The organism is Pseudomonas sp. 02C 26 (assembly GCF_002843585.1).
GTDB classification, from domain to species: Bacteria; Pseudomonadota; Gammaproteobacteria; order Pseudomonadales; family Pseudomonadaceae; genus Aquipseudomonas; species Aquipseudomonas shirazensis.
In genome coordinates this window covers 3,349,805-3,365,358 of the sequence record NZ_CP025262.1, presented here as the reverse complement: position 1 = coordinate 3,365,358, position 15,554 = coordinate 3,349,805, and the positions used below count along the sequence as shown (strand labels likewise).

The window sequence follows — 15,554 nt, the reverse complement described above, 5'->3', positions numbered from 1 at the left end:
GACTCAATTGTTACCACGCCGAGTCAGCCGCAACGAGCCAGGCGGCGGTTCATTGAGGACGGCCCAGAAGATCCCCAGATCGGAGATGGCCGTGACAAATTCCTTGAACTCGACCGGCTTCACCACGTAGGCATTGACCCCGAGCTCATAGGCGCGCAGCAGATCGGGTTCTTCCCGCGACGAGGTCAGCATCACCGTCGGGATGCTGCGCAGCTCAGGGGTTTCGCGCACTGCCTTGAGCACCTCCAGGCCATCCACCTTGGGCAGTTTCAGGTCGAGCAGAAGCACGGCCGGGTTGCCATCGTCGCGGTCGGCGTAACCGTTGCGGCGCAACAGGTAGTCGAGGGCGTCGGCGCCATCGCGCAGTACGATGACTTCGTTGGCCAGCTGGCTGCGCTCCAGCGCGACAAGCGTCAACTCCAGATCCCTGGGGTTGTCTTCGACCAACAAGATCGGTTTTAGCATGATGTGTACGTTACCTCAGGTGTTCGATGAATGGCGCGGGAGGGCGAAATGGAACGACGCTCCCTGGTTGATCTCGCCGTTAGCCCAGACACGGCCGTCGTGACGTTCGATGATCCGGCGCACGCTGGCCAGGCCGATGCCGGTGCCTTCGAAGTCTTCCATGCGGTGCAAGCGCTGGAACACGCCGAACAGCTTATTGGCATAGGCCATGTCGAAGCCGACGCCGTTGTCGCGAATATAGATTTCAGTCTCGTGCGGGTGTTGCTTGGCGCGGATCTCAATACGCGCAGGATCGCGGCCACGGGTGTACTTGATCGCGTTGGCGATCAGGTTATGCAGTGCCATGTTGATGAACGCCGGGTCGGCGATCACCTTTGGGAGTTTTTCCACGTCCCAGATGATTGTACGGCCGGCAAAATCCGGTGTCAGCTCGTTGCGAATGGTTTCGACCAGGGCGTTCAGGTCGACATCCGACATGCGCAGGGCAGAGCGGCCCATCTGGGAGAAGTTGAGCAGGTTGTCGACAAGTGTGCCAGCAAAGTGCGCGGCTTCTTCGATGTGCTTGAGGAAGCGCTGGCCGCGTTCGCTGAAGTTCTCGCTTTCGACTTCGGTGAGCAGTTCGGTGTAGCCGGCGATGTGCCGCAGCGGTGCGCGCAGATCGTGCGACACGCTGTAGGAAAACGCTTCGAGTTCCTTGTTCGACTGGCGCAGCTCACCGGCCAGTTGCGCCAGCTCTTCGGCTTTGCGCAGCACGATCCCCAGTACGGCTACGCGAAGTTCGGCCACGCCTTCGATGATCAGCGGGTCCCAGGATTCGCAGTAGCCGCCAACATCTTCCTGCCAGCGCTCGAAGCTGTGTCGCGGGTTGAGGTCGCCCGCGGCGCTGATGGCTTTTTCCGGGCGCCCGGCCCAGTTGACCGTGCGTACCTGCTCGGGGCGGAACCACACCAGATAGTGCGAGTGGATCTGCGAAATCGCCACCGCCAGCACACCGCCAACGTGCTTGGCCAGCTCTGGCAAGTCCTGAATGTCGCGGCGCACGTTGTCAGTGCTGAACACCGACTCGGCGTCTTGCTGCGACAGCCAGTGGACCAGCGCATTGACCTGCGCAGCGGGCGGCGTCACGCCGATCAGGTCGCAGCGCTCGGCACTGATGATCGCCGCGCCAGTGGCACCGGCAAAGTCCAGCAGTACCTGAGGCAAGGCCTTCAAACCAGCACTGACGCTGTCGTGGTCGGCCATCGAGGCCAGCATGCGCACGATGCGCTGGCGCATGTCGAGCATGGTCTGGGTGCCGGTGTGCGCTTCACGGGATTCGATCTGCAGCGACAGCACGCTGGCCAGCAGCTCGCAGGCCGTGCGAGTGGGCAGGTCGACGGCGTGCGGCTGGTCGTGATGGCAGGAGATCAGCCCCCACAACTTGCCGTCTACCACAATCGACAAAGAGGTCGATGCCAGGGTGCCCATGTTGCGCATGTACTGCAGGTGCACCGGCGATACCGCGCGCAGCGCCGCATAGCTCATGTCCAGCGGCTTGCCGGTGCGCGGGTTGCTGTGGGGATACAGCGGCGCGGCAATGTAGTTGGCATCTTCGATGACCCGAATCCGATTGACTCGGTACAACTCGCGGGCCTGGCGTGGAATATCGGAGGCCGGGAAGCACAGGCCCAGATAGCTCGGGTAGCCGGGGTCGGCGACCTCGGCAAGTACCTGGCCGTTGCCTTCGGCATCGAAGCGGTAGGCCTTGACCCTGCCAAAGCCGGTAATGCGTTTGATCTGCATGACCGACTGCTGCAACAGTTCGACGATGCAGCTGACCTTATGCACGCTGCCGACGAATGCGCGTACCAGCGGGTAATAATCGCCATGCCCGGACGGGCCGCTGGCCGTGCGGATCGGTTCGAATTCGGTGATCAGGACCTGGTCGTGACGATGCACCAGTACGCGCATGTGGCTGCAGTCTGGGCTGGGCTGGGGTAGTTCGATGTCACCGATATGAAACGGGAATACCTCATCGACCGGCAGATACTGCATCTGTGCACGCAGGTCGAAACTGTCGCTGATCAGCTCGGCGAAAGTGCGCCCAAGCAGCTCGGGCGCTGCAGTACCAAGCCAGCGCTCAGCGTTCTCGCTGGCTTGCAGCACGCACAGGTCCTGCTCGTCGAGTACCAGCATGAAACCCTGCGGCTGGATGCTGCCGGGGACCTGAATAGGTTCCTGGGCGCAGCGCTCGACAGCCTGGTCGAATGCGGTGGGGGCAGTTGTCAAAGCGGTACTCCTGGTGATTCTGTCCTCGCCCGGCGAAAAGCGCATGGCATAGGCTGTTGCTGCTGCAAAAGTATCAGATTGTCGGCTGCTTTGCCGGCATATGGCCATTTGAGGTCTGATTAGTTCAGGGGTTCGCCGGTTGGATTACAAAAATAGCGTGCAGTGCCGTGAAAGGTGCCGAACGGGTGGCCTTTAACGCGGCAAATAGCCACCTAAGCCATTGTTGTTAATGCCAATGAAGGGTAGGGCAAACCCGGCGGGATCAGACCGCGCTGCTACCCTCAAGGTCATAGCCTGCAAACAGGGCCTGAAACAGGGATAGTGCGGTGGAAGTACGCGGAGTGGCCATGTGGTCGGGGCTGATGTTGAGCGTGAACAGCCTGGCGGCGGACTTTCTGGTCGAGGTGCGGGTGCAGGTCGAGCGTGGTTGCATGCTGGTCAACCAACCCCGCGATGCGGCGGCGCAAGCATTGGGCCAGATCGACCTGGGTAGCGCAGCACGCCTTGACGGCGGCGCTGCGCCGCTGACCGGCGTGCTGCTCAGCCCTAGGCCACCACGGCTCGAATGCAACCCGGACACGCCTTATCAAATCCGCGTCGACGGCGGTCTGCATGGCGGCGTAGGCGAGCTGCGCTTCCTGGCCAGCGCGGATGCGCAAGCCAGGCTCATTCCCTATCGGCTTTACAGCGACCCAGGCTGGCGCCAGCCGCTGAGTGTTGGCAGCGCACAATCGGCGCGGGTGCCAGACAGTGGCTCGGTCGAATTGCCGCTGTATGCGCGCATCGACAGCCTGGCCTGGGTGCCACGGCCTGGCCTGTACGCCGACTTGTTGAAAGTCACGGTCACCTGGTAGGGGCATCGCCATGAGCAAGGAGGCTACGTCATGAGTCGCACCAGCATTCTGCTCCTGAGCCTGGGCCCGCTGCTGCTGCCAGGCGCCGTGCATGGCAGCACCACCGGGGTTATCGAAGCGCGCCTGGTGATCCGTGCCGCGTGCCAGATCAGCAGCGACCAGCCACCGGCGACGCTGGGTACGCCAGGGGTCATGGACTTTGGTTCGCGCGGGCCGAGCTGGCAGGAGCCGTTGCAGGGCAAGGTCGACGAAATCGCAGGCGATGGTGGCCTGCAGATCAGTTGCACGCCGTCGGTGCGCGCCTTCAGCGTGCGCATCAATGCTGGCCAGAACGGTGGCGATGGGGTGCGCCGGCTGAGCAACGGTCGCGAGATGATCCCTTACCAACTGGCGGTCGATCCCAGCGGCAACAGCCGTTATCCGGTAGGCCAGGCGCGCACCTTCACCGTCAACAGCAGCCAGCAGATCCCGATTCCGATCTACGGCGTGGTCATCGCGCAGCCGCGCGCGCTGCCCGCCGGGCTTTACCGCGACACCCTCAGCGTGACCCTGGACTGGTAACACCCAAGGAGAATCCGATGCGCACACACCTCACCTGCTCAGTACTCGCCGGGCTCGCCCTGGCGCTGGCGTCCCAGGCCCAGGCAGCCACCGTGACCGGGACCATCAACTCGACCCTGACCCTGATCGCCGCCTGCCAGGTCAACGGCAGTGCCGGTACCTCCGGGGTAAACTTCGGTAACCTCAACTTCGGTACTCAGGACGCCTTGTTCGGTACCGCCAATGCCCAGGTCATGGGCCCGGGTGGCGGCGCCATGAGCATCCTCTGCTCGAATGGCACCGGGGCGTCAATTCGCGTGCGCGCCGGCGCTCATGATGGCTTGTCGACGGGAGGCACGCGGGCGCTGGCCGACGGCAATGGCAACTTCGTGCCGTATGACTTCTATACCGATGCCGGCCACACCGTGCCGCTGGCCATCGACGGCAGCATCGCCGTGCCGACCAGTACCGGCGCTGCCCAGATCGTCAACCTGTACGGCCAGGCCAAGGGCAAGGCTGGCCTGCCGGCGGGCACCTACACCGACACGGTTGCCGTCGAGCTGACGTTCTGAGCCATGAATCGCTGGGTTCGCGCAACCACGGCGGGGCTGGGCCTGATGCTGGCGTTGCCGTTGGATGCAGCGACCACCAGTACCTTTCAGGTCAGCGCGCAGGTCGTGGCCGGCTGCCTGGTGGTGGGCGGGGTGAGCGCTTACGGCAGCCTCGACTTCGGCACGCAATCAGCCCTGTCCAAGGCCAGCGTCAGCGCAGCGCTGGGTGGCAGCACGGTGAGCTTTCAGTGCACGCCGGGGGTGGCATTGAGCATGGCCTTGGACGGTGGCCAGAACAACAGCGGCGGGACCCGCAACCTGAAGCGCAGCGGTGGTACGCAACTGCTCGCCTACCAGCTGTATCGCGACGCCGGCTTCAGTCAGAGCCTTGCAATCGGCCAGGTGACGTCGGTCAGCTACAGCGACCCGACGGCGATCAAGCTGCCGGTTTACGGTCGCACGCAGCTGCCGGGGACATTGCCGGCAGGTACCTATACCGATGTCGTGCAGGTCACGGTGACCTGGTGAACGCAGGGATCAACACAACAAACCAAGGAGAATGGCATGGGGGCAGGCGCGAAGTGGGCGCAAGCAATAGTCGTTGGCTTGCTGCTGGCCAGTCAGCCAGCGGCGGCGGCAACCTCGGTGCTGATCTGGCCAATTGACCCGGTGCTGGAGGCAGATCAGAAGGCGGGGGCGCTGTGGCTGGAAAACCGCGGCACTACACCGGCCAACCTGCAGGTGCGTGTATTTGCCTGGCGCCAGGGCGGCTTTGAGGAGCAGTTCCAGGCCCAGCGCGAGATTATCGGCAGCCCGCCGGTGGCGAATATCGCGCCGGGGCAAAAGCAGCTGATCCGGCTGACCCGTACCGGCAGCTCGCCGGCCGGTCAGGAGCAGGCCTACCGCATCATCATCGACGAAATCCCCTCACCCTTGCCGGTCGATGCCAGTACTCAGGCACCAACGGCGGCGATCCGCCTGCAGATGCGCTACTCGGTGCCGTTGTTCGTGTATGGCGAAGGCCTGTGGGGCAAACCCGACCCGGAAGGCAAGCGCAGCGCCGATGGAGTCGGCAAGCCGCAGCTGAGCTGGCGCGCGGTCAATGTGCAGGGCAAGCCCTTCGTCGAGCTGCGCAACAGCGGCCCGGTCCACGCGCGCCTGACCGACGTAGTGCTGCAGCAGGCCGGCCAGGACAAGCCGGTGGTTGAAGGCCTGCTTGGCTATGTGCTGCCCGGCGCCAGCATGCGTTGGCCAGTGCCCGCAGTCCCCACCGCAGCGAGTGTGCTCAAGGGCCGGGTCAACGGACAGGACGTGGCCCAGGCCATCAGCCCGGGCAAGTGAAACTTCGATGAATCGACGTCAGGGGCCACGGAGGACCCGACAATGGCTGGAAGCCGTGTGTGAAATGGCTGTCGTGGATGGCCCATCAGGTGTGCCTGGGCTTGCTGCTGGGGCCACAGCTGGCGCTGGCCAACGGCTTGCCGCCGCCACCGAGCGAGAGCAGCGCGGTCACCGATGCCACGCTGTACCTCGACCTGCTGGTGAACCAAATGCCCAGGGCTGAGCTGGTGCCAGTGCAGCAACGCGCCGGGCGCTTGTTTATCGCCAGTGAGGTACTCACTGCAGCGGGCATCAGGCTGCCGGGGGTTACTCAGGGTGAGGTGGCGCTGGATGCCTATGCCGACCTGCATGCCGACTACGACAGCGCCAACCAGCGCCTGCTGTTGCAGGTACCCGCTGCCTGGTTGCCGCTGCAGCGGGTTGGCGAGCGCGGCCTGTATCCGGCCAGCGACGCCCGCAGCAGCTTCGGCGCGCTGCTCAACTACGACGTCTACCTGAATGACACCGATGAGAGCGGCACCTACCTGGCCGCCTGGAACGAGCTGCGTCTGTTCGACAGCTGGGGCACGTTCAGCACCACCGGCCAGTGGCGCCAGGCCTTCAACAGCGCACCGCAGGCCGATACCCGTCAGGGATTTCTGCGCTACGACACGACCTGGCGCTATACCGACGAGCAACGCCTGCTGACCATCGAGGCCGGTGACCTGGTCACCGGCGCCTTGCCCTGGACCAGCTCGGTGCGGCTCGGCGGCTTGCAGCTTTCGCGTGATTTTGCCGCTCGCCCGGACCTGGTCACCTACCCGCTGCCGGCCTTTGCCGGCGAGGCGGCGGTGCCGACGTCGCTGGACCTGTTCATCAACGGCTACAAGGCGAGCACCACCGACCTGCAACCCGGGCCATACACCCTGACCAACGTGCCGTTCATCAACGGTGCCGGCGAAGCGGTGGTGGTGACCACCGACGCCCTCGGCCGCCAGGTGTCGACCACGCTGCCGTTCTACGTCACCAGCAGCCTGCTGGGCAAAGGCCTGAGCGACTTTACCCTGGCGGCCGGCAGCCTGCGCCGCGACTACGGCGTACGTGATTTTGGCTACGGCACAGGCGTTGCCAGCGCCAGCCTGCGCCACGGTGTCAGCGACAGCTTTACCCTCGAGGGCCATCTGGAGACCGCCGAGACCCTCGCCCTCGGCGGCCTGGGTGGCAATCTACGGCTGGGCAATTTTGGCGTGCTCAATGCGGCATTGGCGCAAAGCCGTTTCGACGGCGAGCAGGGCCAGCAGATTGCACTGGGGTATCAATACAACAGCCAGCGCCTCGGTTTCAGTTACCAGCGCCTGCAGCGCCATGGCGACTACGCCGACCTGTCGCGGGTCGACACGCCCTACACGCAGCTGTCCAGGCGTAGTGAACAGGTCACCCTGAGTCTGAACCTTGAGCGCTATGGCAGCCTCGGTGCCGGCTATTTCGATGTGCAGGCCGCAGACGGCTCGCGTACCCGTCTGCTCAACCTGAGCTGGAGCCGCTCGTTGTGGGGCAATAGCAGCTTGTACCTGTCGGCCAACCGCGAGATCGGCGAAAGCCAGTGGGCCATGCAGGCGCAGCTGGTGATCCCGTTCGACCTGCATGGCAACCTGGCCCTGAGCATGGAGCGCAGCCAGGATGGCAGCCGCCAGCAGCGGGTCAACTACAGCCGCGCCGTACCGGTGGGTGGCGGTGTCGGTTTCAATCTCGGTTATGCCGATGGCGACCGCGAAGCCTATCGCCAGGCTGACGCGACCTGGCGCCTGCAGTCGGTGCAGTTGCAGGCTGGCACCTATGGCAGCAGTGACGCCATGACCCGCTGGGCCGACGCCAGCGGGTCGCTGGTATGGATGGACGCCGGCCTGTTTGCCGCCAACCGGATTGACGATGCCTTTGTAGTTGTCAGTACCGACGGTTACGCCGATGTCCCGGTGCGCTACGAGAATCAGCTGGTCGGCCGCACTGACCGCAACGGCCACTTGTTGGTGCCGTACAGCAGCGGTTACTACCGCGGCAAGTATGAGATCGATCCAATGGAGCTGGCGGCCGATGTGCTGGCACCGCAGGTCGAGCAGCGGGTCGCCGTGCGCCGGGGTAGCGGCTACTTGCTGGAGTTCCCGCTTAAGCGGGTGCTGGCGGCGAGCATCGTGCTGGTCGACGCGCAGCAGAACAACCTCAAGCTGGGTAGCCGGGTGACCCATCAGCAGAGCGGCAGCCTGGCGGTAGTCGGCTGGGACGGCCTGGTGTACCTGGAGAACCTCTCGGCGCACAACACCCTGCAGGTCGAGCTGGCCGAGGGCGGCCAGTGCCAGGTGGCCTTTGATCTGCCGGAAGGGCAGGGGCCGGTGCCGTTGATTGGCCCGCTGGTGTGTCAATGAACCGCTCTGCAGGGGCAGTGGCGCTGCTCGCGACGGTGATGGCGGCGCCGGCCTGGGGTCTGTGCAATATGGTCGATACCCTGCCGGCGAGCTTCGGCACGGTCAATTCGACCTTGGTGCGCGGCACAGTGCAAAGCGCCTCGACCACCAATGCCGGTTTGCAGTGCACCGGTTCTTTGCTCAGTCTGCTGAGTTCGGGCGATCACTTCTACGCAACCATCACCTCCAGCACCAGCGGGCTGGTTGGGCCAACCGGTGATGTGATCCCTTACACCTTGTATGCCAACAACAGCACGAGCTTTCCGATCACCCGTGGCGTGGCGTTCGACTTCGCCCGCAATGGCATCCTCGACCTGCTTGGCCTGCTCAATGGCACCACACCCAAGACCGTGCCGCTGTATGTGAAGACCAACCTGGGTGCCAACGTTGCTGCGGGCCTGTACCAGGAAACCCTGACCATCGCATGGGTCTGGGACTACTGCTCTGGCATCAGTGCCGGCACGATTTGCCTGGGCCGCGATAGAGGCAATGGCAGCCGTACCCTCAACGTCAGCCTGACGGTAAGCAATGACTGCCAGATCACCACCCCGAACATTGCCTTCAACAGTGCGCCGGTGGTCAGTGCGTTTACCACGGTCAATCAAAGCATCAACATCTCCTGCACCAAGGGCAGCAACTACACCGTTGGCCTGGATGATGGGGTAAATCCGGCTGGCGGCCGTCGACGGATGAAATCACCGGCCAATAACTATCTGGCCTATGACATTTTCAAGAGCGCCGGCAGCGAGCGCTGGGGCTCGCTGAATACAGCTAGGCGTGCCAGTACCGATGCCAACGTAAACCCGGGCGCAGGCACTGGCACCGGTAGCCAGATTTTCAACTACAACGCGCGGGTCTACAGCGATCAGCCCACGCCGCCGGCTGCGACCTACAGCGACAGCGTGATTCTGGATGTGCAGTTCTAGCTAGCGTAGATCACGCGCGATTTTCGCCAACGTCTCCAGTACCGCACCGGCCAAGTCCTTTGAGCGCTGTCCAGACCAGCCCGTCTGCACATTGGGCGCGTCGTCGTGGTCCTTGAAGGGCATCTCCAGGGTCAGTGAGAGGCAGTCGTACTGTTGCCCGACAGCGTTGCAGGCCAGGGTCATGTTGGCCTGAGCAGGCTGGTCGCGGGTATAGCCGTGGGTGGTCTGAAAGTCTGCGGTGATGCTGCACAAGGTGCTGCGGAACTGCTCCTCGAGTTTCGCCAGGCGCGGGGTGTAGCCTGGGTTGCCTTCGCAAGCGGCGGTGAACACGTGGGGGATCTCTTCGTCACCGTGCACGTCGATAAATGCATCGACGCCGTATTGCTTCATCTGTGCCTGGGCAAACAGCACCTCGGGGCTGGTGTCGACACTGGCTGACTGCCAGGCACGGTTCAGATCCTGGCCCTTGAAGTTGGTACGCAGATGGCCGAGGAAGGCGCCGTCCGGGTTCATGTTCGGGATCAGGTACAGGTCGGCTTGAGCGAGCAATGCCTGAATCTGCGTATCGTTGGCTTCGAGGCGTTCGATCACGCCCTCCATGAACCACTCGGCCATGTGCTCGCCCGGGTGCTGCTGGGCGATCAGCCAAAGCTTGCGCTTGCCGGGCGCACCGTCACCAGCGCGCAACAGGGGGATATCACGGCCCTGCACGCTGCGTCCATGGGCCAGCAACTCGACTCCCGGCAACTGCTGGGCGCGGTCGATCAATTGATTGTGGCGGGCACGCGAGTAGGGCTCGAAGTAGGCGAACCAGGCCTGCGGCTGAGTGGCCTGCAACTCAAAGTGCAGGGCCTCGCCGTCGAAGCGGCTGGGGACGCGGAACCACACCTGCTGATCATATGAGGCCACGGCCTGATAACCGCTCCAGGCATTGGGATAGGAAGACTGGCTGGCATTGTCGAGGCTGAACCGGTGAGTCTGGCCAGGCGTCAGGCCATCTACCTTGAAGTGAAACCACTGGAAGTGGCCACTGTGGCTGTCCGGGCGAATTGCCAGATGCACCTGCTCTGGATTGCTGGCGTCGAGCACCTGAATATTGCCGGAATCGAAAGCGCAGTCGATGGTTACAGCGGGCGACGTCACGGTCATTGCCAGGCTCCTGTGGCTTTTTTTGTGACGGTTACTCTACACCGCTCGCAGCGCCGGCTGGGACTGCAAATGTGTTGCCGGTTGGCAGGGGGGTGTTTCATGGAGTGTCGGCATTGCTCGGCAACGCAGCCAGGCCGCGCTTGGCTCAAGGGCTGGGTTTACTCACGCCCAGTACGCCATTGCCAGCAGGGCGGCCAGGCCCAGGCCGGCCGCGATCGAGCAACCGCCCAGTGACAGCGCTGCCTGACCATGCCGGTACCAACCGTCCTGCCCCAGTTGACGTGCCGGGGCGAGCAGGCGGCGCCAGTGCAGCTCGGTCTGGTGGAAGGCCTGCAAGTGCTCGTCGGCGGCGTCCAGCCAGCGGCGGAAGTCGATTCGCTCGCTGGCACTGACCTGTGGGTTTTGCAGGCGCACATACCAATGGCCGGCGGCGCTGGCAAAGCTGTCAGGCCGAGCCTGAGTGCCCTGCAACGCTTGATGCATGTGGCGTTCGACGGTGTGTACGCTGAGATCGAGGCGCTCGGCGATGGCGGCGAACGGCAATTGTTCGAGGCGGCTGAGCAGAAATACTTGTTGCACCCGCCGCGGTAGACGGCGCAGACGGTGCAGCAAGGCGTCTTCATCGGTATGGCTGTGCAGGTGCTGTTCAAGGGGCAGCAGGCGGGTCATGGGTGGCTCCTTGCTCAGGTGTAGGGGTGGGGGCATCTTCCCTGATGCGCAAACAGCTTAATCTTAACGAGATTGATTCTCAAGTGCTGTTTGCGTAAAAGGCTGTTACATCCATTCACCTGTAGAAACACTTTTGCTATGATCGCGGCCATCAAGCGGTACCCATCTTCATTAGCCTGAAGACCAAAAAAAAGACCCGGCAAAAAGCCGGGTCAAAAACCGTGATTAGCCTGATGAGGAGATAATCTGAGAGTCCGACCTAAGGTCTCCAGGTTATCCAGCGGGTCTCGCGACCTGCTGAGTGCAATAATAATCGTTATCATTTGCCAGTCAAACGATATTTGTTGAAATCGGTAAAAAAATTACCTGCACTCCTCATCCTGTCCCGGCAATCGGGGCCATTGCCGTTACCTGGCGTTCACGTTCTTCTCTTATCTATCGTCCGTCATCACTGCCTTTTTGTGCTCGAGCAGTGACCTTGCCATGTTCACCATATGCATCAGCGCCAGTGTCACCTCGCGGGTCATGCCGTCCTGGTGGGTGGCGGTTTCATGGGCCGTTGCCGCCGCGCAGCGCAGCAGGGCCAGCGCATGGTCATGGGCTTCGCCAATGGAAACCCCGGGCTGCAAGGTCCACACCTTGTTGTCCAGGTTGGGCCGCGGCGGGGTGGGGTTGAGGTAGTAGTCGAGCGCGCGGCGCGCAGCTTCACTGTCCAGATCTGTTTCGTCTTTTTTCATGGGGTTTCATCCTGATACCGGGAACGGCGCTGTGGGAAGGACTCTGCCTGATTCTAATACCTAATGTATTTGTGTGCTTTCAAGGAAATACTACCTTATGTGTATTGAGCGCCTAGAGGCAGTCCGTATCGTGCCAGCGATGAATATGGATAAATGGATTGCCCTCATCCGTGACCGGATGGAGGAGCTCGACATCTCGCAGGAATTGCTCGCCGAACGCGTTGGCGTGTCCCAGGGCAGCATTGGCCACTGGCTGTGCAAACGCCGGCAACCACGGGTCGATTCGATGAACAAGGTGTTCGTCGAACTGGGCATGCCGCACTACCACGTCAGCCTGCAGTTGCAGGTGGCCGGGCAGATCGGTGAAGAGCGCGTGCGCTATGCCGTCGACGACAGCGTCGAAGATGAAGACTGGACCAAATACATCGTGTGCTTTCGTTACCCGCTGCTGGCGTGGGATGCGCTGGGCAGCGAGGTGGCAGCCGAACCTGCTGTCTTCGAGCAGACCGACTATCTGGCCAAGGGCAACGCCTGGTGGCTACCGGTAGAAAACGATGCGATGAGCGCAGTCAGTGGCAAGAGCGTTGCCGAGGGCATGCTGGTGCTGGTTGACAGTGGCGTTGCCGTGGAGCCAGGGCGTTTGGTTGTGGCCCGTCAACCTGGCAAATCGGCGATCTTCCGCCAGCTGACGGAGGAGGGTGGCCAACGCTACCTGAAGGCGCTGAATGGCAGTTACCCAACGCTGGTGTGTGAAGAGGGCTGTGAATTCCTTGGTGTCGTGGTGCGCGTGCACGGCATCTTCTGATCGGCGTGCTCCGTGGCGCCGCAAAGCGGGCCACGGAGCACGCACAGACGTTACTCCAGCTCGACCAGTACCGCGCCCTCAGCGACCATGTCACCTTCTTCGCACAGCAGCGCTTTGACCGTACCCGCCTGGGCGGCGCGGATGCTGTGCTCCATCTTCATGGCCTCCAGCACCACCAGCGCAGTGCCGGCCTCGACCGCCTGTCCAGGTGCGACGAGCACCCGCACGATGCTGCCGTTCATGGGCGCACTCAGCCCACCGTGCTGGCTGTTGCTGGCCTCGGCTTCGGCAATCGGGTCGTAGGCGCTGACGGCATGCATGTCGCCGTCCCAGTGCAGGTACAGGGTGGCGCCACGACGAATCGCCAGATGGCGCCGGCGCACGCCGTCCAGATCCTGGCACAACTGCTCCCCCTCAAGGCGCAGGGTCGACGGCGCGCTGGCCTGCAGCGTCACGGCTTGAGCCTGCCCGCCGCTGTGCAGGTGGACGCTGCTCTGGCTAGGCAGGCCCAGGCGCAGTCCAGTGGGGGCGGCCCACGGTGAGTCGGCATCATCTTCACGAACCCGCGTGGCTTCGCTCTGCAGCCAAGCCTGTGCTGCGGCTTCCCAGAACTGCGCGGGCAGCTCACCAGCTGCCGGCAGCAATGCCTGCTGATGCCGGGGGATGAAGCCGGTATCCAGCTCGGCGGCAGCGAACGCCGGGTGCGCCAGAATCCGCCGCAGGAAGGCGATATTGGTCTTGACTCCGCCAACAGCGAATTCGTCGAGCATCGCCAACAAACGTAGACGCGCCTGCTCGCGGTCTTCACCCCAGGCAATCAGCTTGCCCAGCATCGGGTCATAGAACGGTGACACCTGGTCCCCTTCACTGACGCCGCTGTCGACCCGGCGGCCTTCGCCTGGCGCCGACTCGCGGTACAGCGCCAGGCGCCCGGTGGCTGGCAGAAACTCGTTGGCCGGGTCTTCGGCATACAACCGCACTTCAATCGCGTGGCCGCGCAGCGGCACCTGCGCCTGCGTGATCGGCAGCGGTTCGCCGCGGGCCACGCGGATCTGCCAGGCGACCAGATCGAGCCCGGTAATCGCCTCGGTCACCGGGTGCTCGACCTGCAGCCGGGTATTCATCTCCATGAAGAAGAACTCGCCGCGGGCATCGAGCAGAAACTCGACCGTGCCGGCGCCGACATAGCCAATTGCCTGTGCAGCGCGCACGGCAGCTTCGCCCATGGCTTTGCGTAGCTCCGGCGCCAAGCCGGGCGCTGGCGCTTCTTCGACGACCTTCTGATGGCGGCGCTGGATCGAGCAGTCGCGCTCGTTCAGGTACAGGCAGTTGCCGTGCTGGTCGGCAAACACCTGGATCTCGACGTGGCGCGGCTTGAGCAGGTACTTCTCCACCAGCATCTGCGCATTGCCGAACGAGGCCTGCGCTTCACGCTGAGCCGAGGCCAGCGCGTCGGCCAACTGGCTGACCTCTTCCACGACCTTCATGCCCTTGCCGCCGCCGCCGGCACTGGCCTTGAGCAACACCGGGTAGCCGATGCGCTCGGCGGCTTCGCGGAAGGTCTGCAGATCTTGCGCAGCGCCGTGGTAGCCGGGCACTAATGGCACGCCCGCGGCCTCCATCAGCGCCTTGGCCGCCGACTTGCTGCCCATGGCGTCGATGGCGCTGGCCGGTGGGCCAAGGAAGATCAGCCCGGCCTGCTCGATGGCTCGGGCAAAGCCGGCGTTCTCCGACAAAAAGCCGTAGCCTGGGTGGATCGCCTGGGCGCCGCTGGCTTTGGCTGCTGCCAGCAGTTTAGTGATATCGAGATAGCTCTCGGCAGCCTTGCTGCCCCCCAGATCAACGCGGATATCGGCCTCGCGGGCGTGCAATGCGTCGCGGTCGATGGCGCTGTGCACGGCGACAGTGGTCAGGCCCATGGCTTTGGCGGTGCGCATCACCCGACAGGCGATTTCGCCGCGGTTGGCAACCAGCAAGGTAGTCAGGGTGGCGTGGCTCATGGGCGTGCTTCCTTGTCGGTGGGTTGCCAGGCGGGGCGGCGCTTGTCGAGGAAGGCGCGCAGGCCCTCCTGGCCCTCGGCGCTGACGCGGATGCGGGCAATGCTGTTTTCACAATAACGGCGTACTGCCGGAGTCAGCTCGCCGTGGCCGACCTCACGCAGCAGGTCCTTGCTGGCGCGCAGTGCCTGCGGACTGTTGAGCAGCAGATTGTCGACCCAGGCCTCGACCTGCTGATCGAGTTGTTCCGCTGGGTAGGCTTCAGCCAGCAAGCCCAGCTGCTGCGCACGCACGCCACTGAAGCGTTCGGCTGTCAGCGCATAACGGCGAGTGGCACGCTCGCCGATGGCCTTGACCACGAATGGGCTGATCACCGCCGGTGCCAGGCCGATGCGCACTTCCGACAGGCAGAACTGCGCATCCTCACTGCCGATGGCCATGTCGCAGCAGCTGATCAGACCCAGGGCGCCACCAAAAGCGGCACCTTGCACCACGGCCAGGGTAGGCAGCTTGAGGTTGTACAGGTTGTACATCAGGTCGCCCAGTTGGTGGGCGTCGTCCAGATTGGTATTGAAGTCGAGCTGCGCCGATTGCTGCATCCAGGCCAGGTCGGCGCCGGCGCTGAAGTGCCGGCCTCGGCCGCGCAGCAGGACGAAGCGCAGGCTTGGGTCGGCGCCAAGCCGGTCAACGGCGACGATCAGTTCGCGGATCATCTGCGCGTTGAAGGCGTTGTTCTTGTCGGCCCGGTTCAGCCAAAGGGTGGCGAAGCCGCGGGGATCCTTGATCAGTTCAAGGGTGCTGTAGTCGCTCATTG

Annotated in this window: 15 protein-coding genes; 8 read left to right on the top strand and 7 right to left on the bottom strand. The window is 63.5% G+C overall.

Annotated features, from left to right (window positions below; all coding sequences use genetic code 11):
- Positions 1-3: 3 nt before the first annotated feature.
- Together CXQ80_RS15370 and CXQ80_RS15365 are read right to left on the bottom strand one after the other, a co-directional pair.
- Positions 4-465: a response regulator gene (locus tag CXQ80_RS15370; RefSeq protein ID WP_101320970.1), complete on the bottom strand. Its 462-nt coding sequence runs from the start codon at positions 463-465 to the stop codon at positions 4-6.
- 15 nt (positions 466-480) lie between these two features.
- Positions 481-2,733, bottom strand: coding sequence for an ATP-binding protein (locus CXQ80_RS15365; RefSeq protein WP_371918880.1), 2,253 nt, complete (start codon positions 2,731-2,733; stop codon positions 481-483).
- Positions 2,734-3,095: 362 nt separating this feature from the next.
- Between CXQ80_RS15365 and CXQ80_RS15360 the strand changes: the two genes are divergently transcribed.
- The 7 genes from CXQ80_RS15360 to CXQ80_RS15330 all read left to right on the top strand — a co-directional run bounded on the left by CXQ80_RS15360 (position 3,096) and on the right by CXQ80_RS15330 (position 9,383).
- Positions 3,096-3,587 (top strand): spore coat U domain-containing protein, encoded by a 492-nt coding sequence (locus CXQ80_RS15360; RefSeq protein ID WP_178080834.1) that lies wholly within the window; start codon positions 3,096-3,098, stop codon positions 3,585-3,587.
- Between the two features lie 30 nt (positions 3,588-3,617).
- The gene (locus CXQ80_RS15355; RefSeq protein ID WP_101320964.1) at positions 3,618-4,148 is read left to right on the top strand and encodes a spore coat U domain-containing protein; all 531 of its coding nucleotides are present in this window, start codon (positions 3,618-3,620) and stop codon (positions 4,146-4,148) included.
- Between the two features lie 17 nt (positions 4,149-4,165).
- Complete coding sequence (locus CXQ80_RS15350) at positions 4,166-4,699, top strand: spore coat U domain-containing protein (RefSeq protein ID WP_101320962.1); 534 nt, start codon at positions 4,166-4,168, stop codon at positions 4,697-4,699.
- 3 nt (positions 4,700-4,702) lie between these two features.
- A complete protein-coding gene (locus tag CXQ80_RS15345; RefSeq protein WP_101320960.1) occupies positions 4,703-5,206 on the top strand; it encodes a spore coat U domain-containing protein in 504 nt (167 codons plus the stop codon).
- 36 nt (positions 5,207-5,242) lie between these two features.
- Positions 5,243-6,019, top strand: coding sequence for a molecular chaperone (locus CXQ80_RS15340; RefSeq protein ID WP_101320958.1), 777 nt, complete (start codon positions 5,243-5,245; stop codon positions 6,017-6,019).
- A 77-nt stretch (positions 6,020-6,096) separates the two neighbouring features.
- Positions 6,097-8,418 carry a fimbria/pilus outer membrane usher protein gene (locus CXQ80_RS15335; RefSeq protein WP_101323067.1) on the top strand — a complete coding sequence of 774 codons (2,322 nt, stop codon included), beginning with the start codon at positions 6,097-6,099 and terminating at the stop codon, positions 8,416-8,418.
- Positions 8,415-9,383 (top strand): spore coat U domain-containing protein, encoded by a 969-nt coding sequence (locus tag CXQ80_RS15330; RefSeq protein WP_101320956.1) that lies wholly within the window; start codon positions 8,415-8,417, stop codon positions 9,381-9,383. Before CXQ80_RS15335 ends, CXQ80_RS15330 begins: the two co-directional genes overlap by 4 nt.
- On the opposite strand, the gene CXQ80_RS15325 is transcribed toward CXQ80_RS15330, so the two are convergent.
- The 3 genes from CXQ80_RS15325 to CXQ80_RS15315 all read right to left on the bottom strand — a co-directional run bounded on the left by CXQ80_RS15325 (position 9,384) and on the right by CXQ80_RS15315 (position 11,938).
- The gene (locus CXQ80_RS15325) at positions 9,384-10,532 is read right to left on the bottom strand and encodes a M14-type cytosolic carboxypeptidase (RefSeq protein WP_101320953.1); all 1,149 of its coding nucleotides are present in this window, start codon (positions 10,530-10,532) and stop codon (positions 9,384-9,386) included.
- A gap of 162 nt (positions 10,533-10,694) precedes the next feature.
- The gene (locus CXQ80_RS15320) at positions 10,695-11,201 is read right to left on the bottom strand and encodes a sigma factor-like helix-turn-helix DNA-binding protein (protein WP_101320950.1); all 507 of its coding nucleotides are present in this window, start codon (positions 11,199-11,201) and stop codon (positions 10,695-10,697) included.
- Between the two features lie 431 nt (positions 11,202-11,632).
- Positions 11,633-11,938 (bottom strand): DUF6124 family protein, encoded by a 306-nt coding sequence (locus tag CXQ80_RS15315; protein WP_101320948.1) that lies wholly within the window; start codon positions 11,936-11,938, stop codon positions 11,633-11,635.
- Positions 11,939-12,035: 97 nt separating this feature from the next.
- Here CXQ80_RS15315 and CXQ80_RS15310 point away from each other — a divergent pair, with 97 nt between their 5' ends.
- The gene (locus CXQ80_RS15310; protein WP_101320946.1) at positions 12,036-12,743 is read left to right on the top strand and encodes a LexA family transcriptional regulator; all 708 of its coding nucleotides are present in this window, start codon (positions 12,036-12,038) and stop codon (positions 12,741-12,743) included.
- 50 nt (positions 12,744-12,793) lie between these two features.
- On the opposite strand, the gene CXQ80_RS15305 is transcribed toward CXQ80_RS15310, so the two are convergent.
- Both CXQ80_RS15305 and CXQ80_RS15300 read right to left on the bottom strand, forming a co-directional pair.
- Complete coding sequence (locus CXQ80_RS15305) at positions 12,794-14,743, bottom strand: acetyl/propionyl/methylcrotonyl-CoA carboxylase subunit alpha (protein ID WP_101320944.1); 1,950 nt, start codon at positions 14,741-14,743, stop codon at positions 12,794-12,796.
- Positions 14,740-15,552, bottom strand: a complete 813-nt coding sequence (locus CXQ80_RS15300; RefSeq protein WP_101320941.1) for a gamma-carboxygeranoyl-CoA hydratase — start codon at positions 15,550-15,552, stop codon at positions 14,740-14,742. Before CXQ80_RS15300 ends, CXQ80_RS15305 begins: the two co-directional genes overlap by 4 nt.
- Positions 15,553-15,554 lie beyond the last annotated feature (2 nt).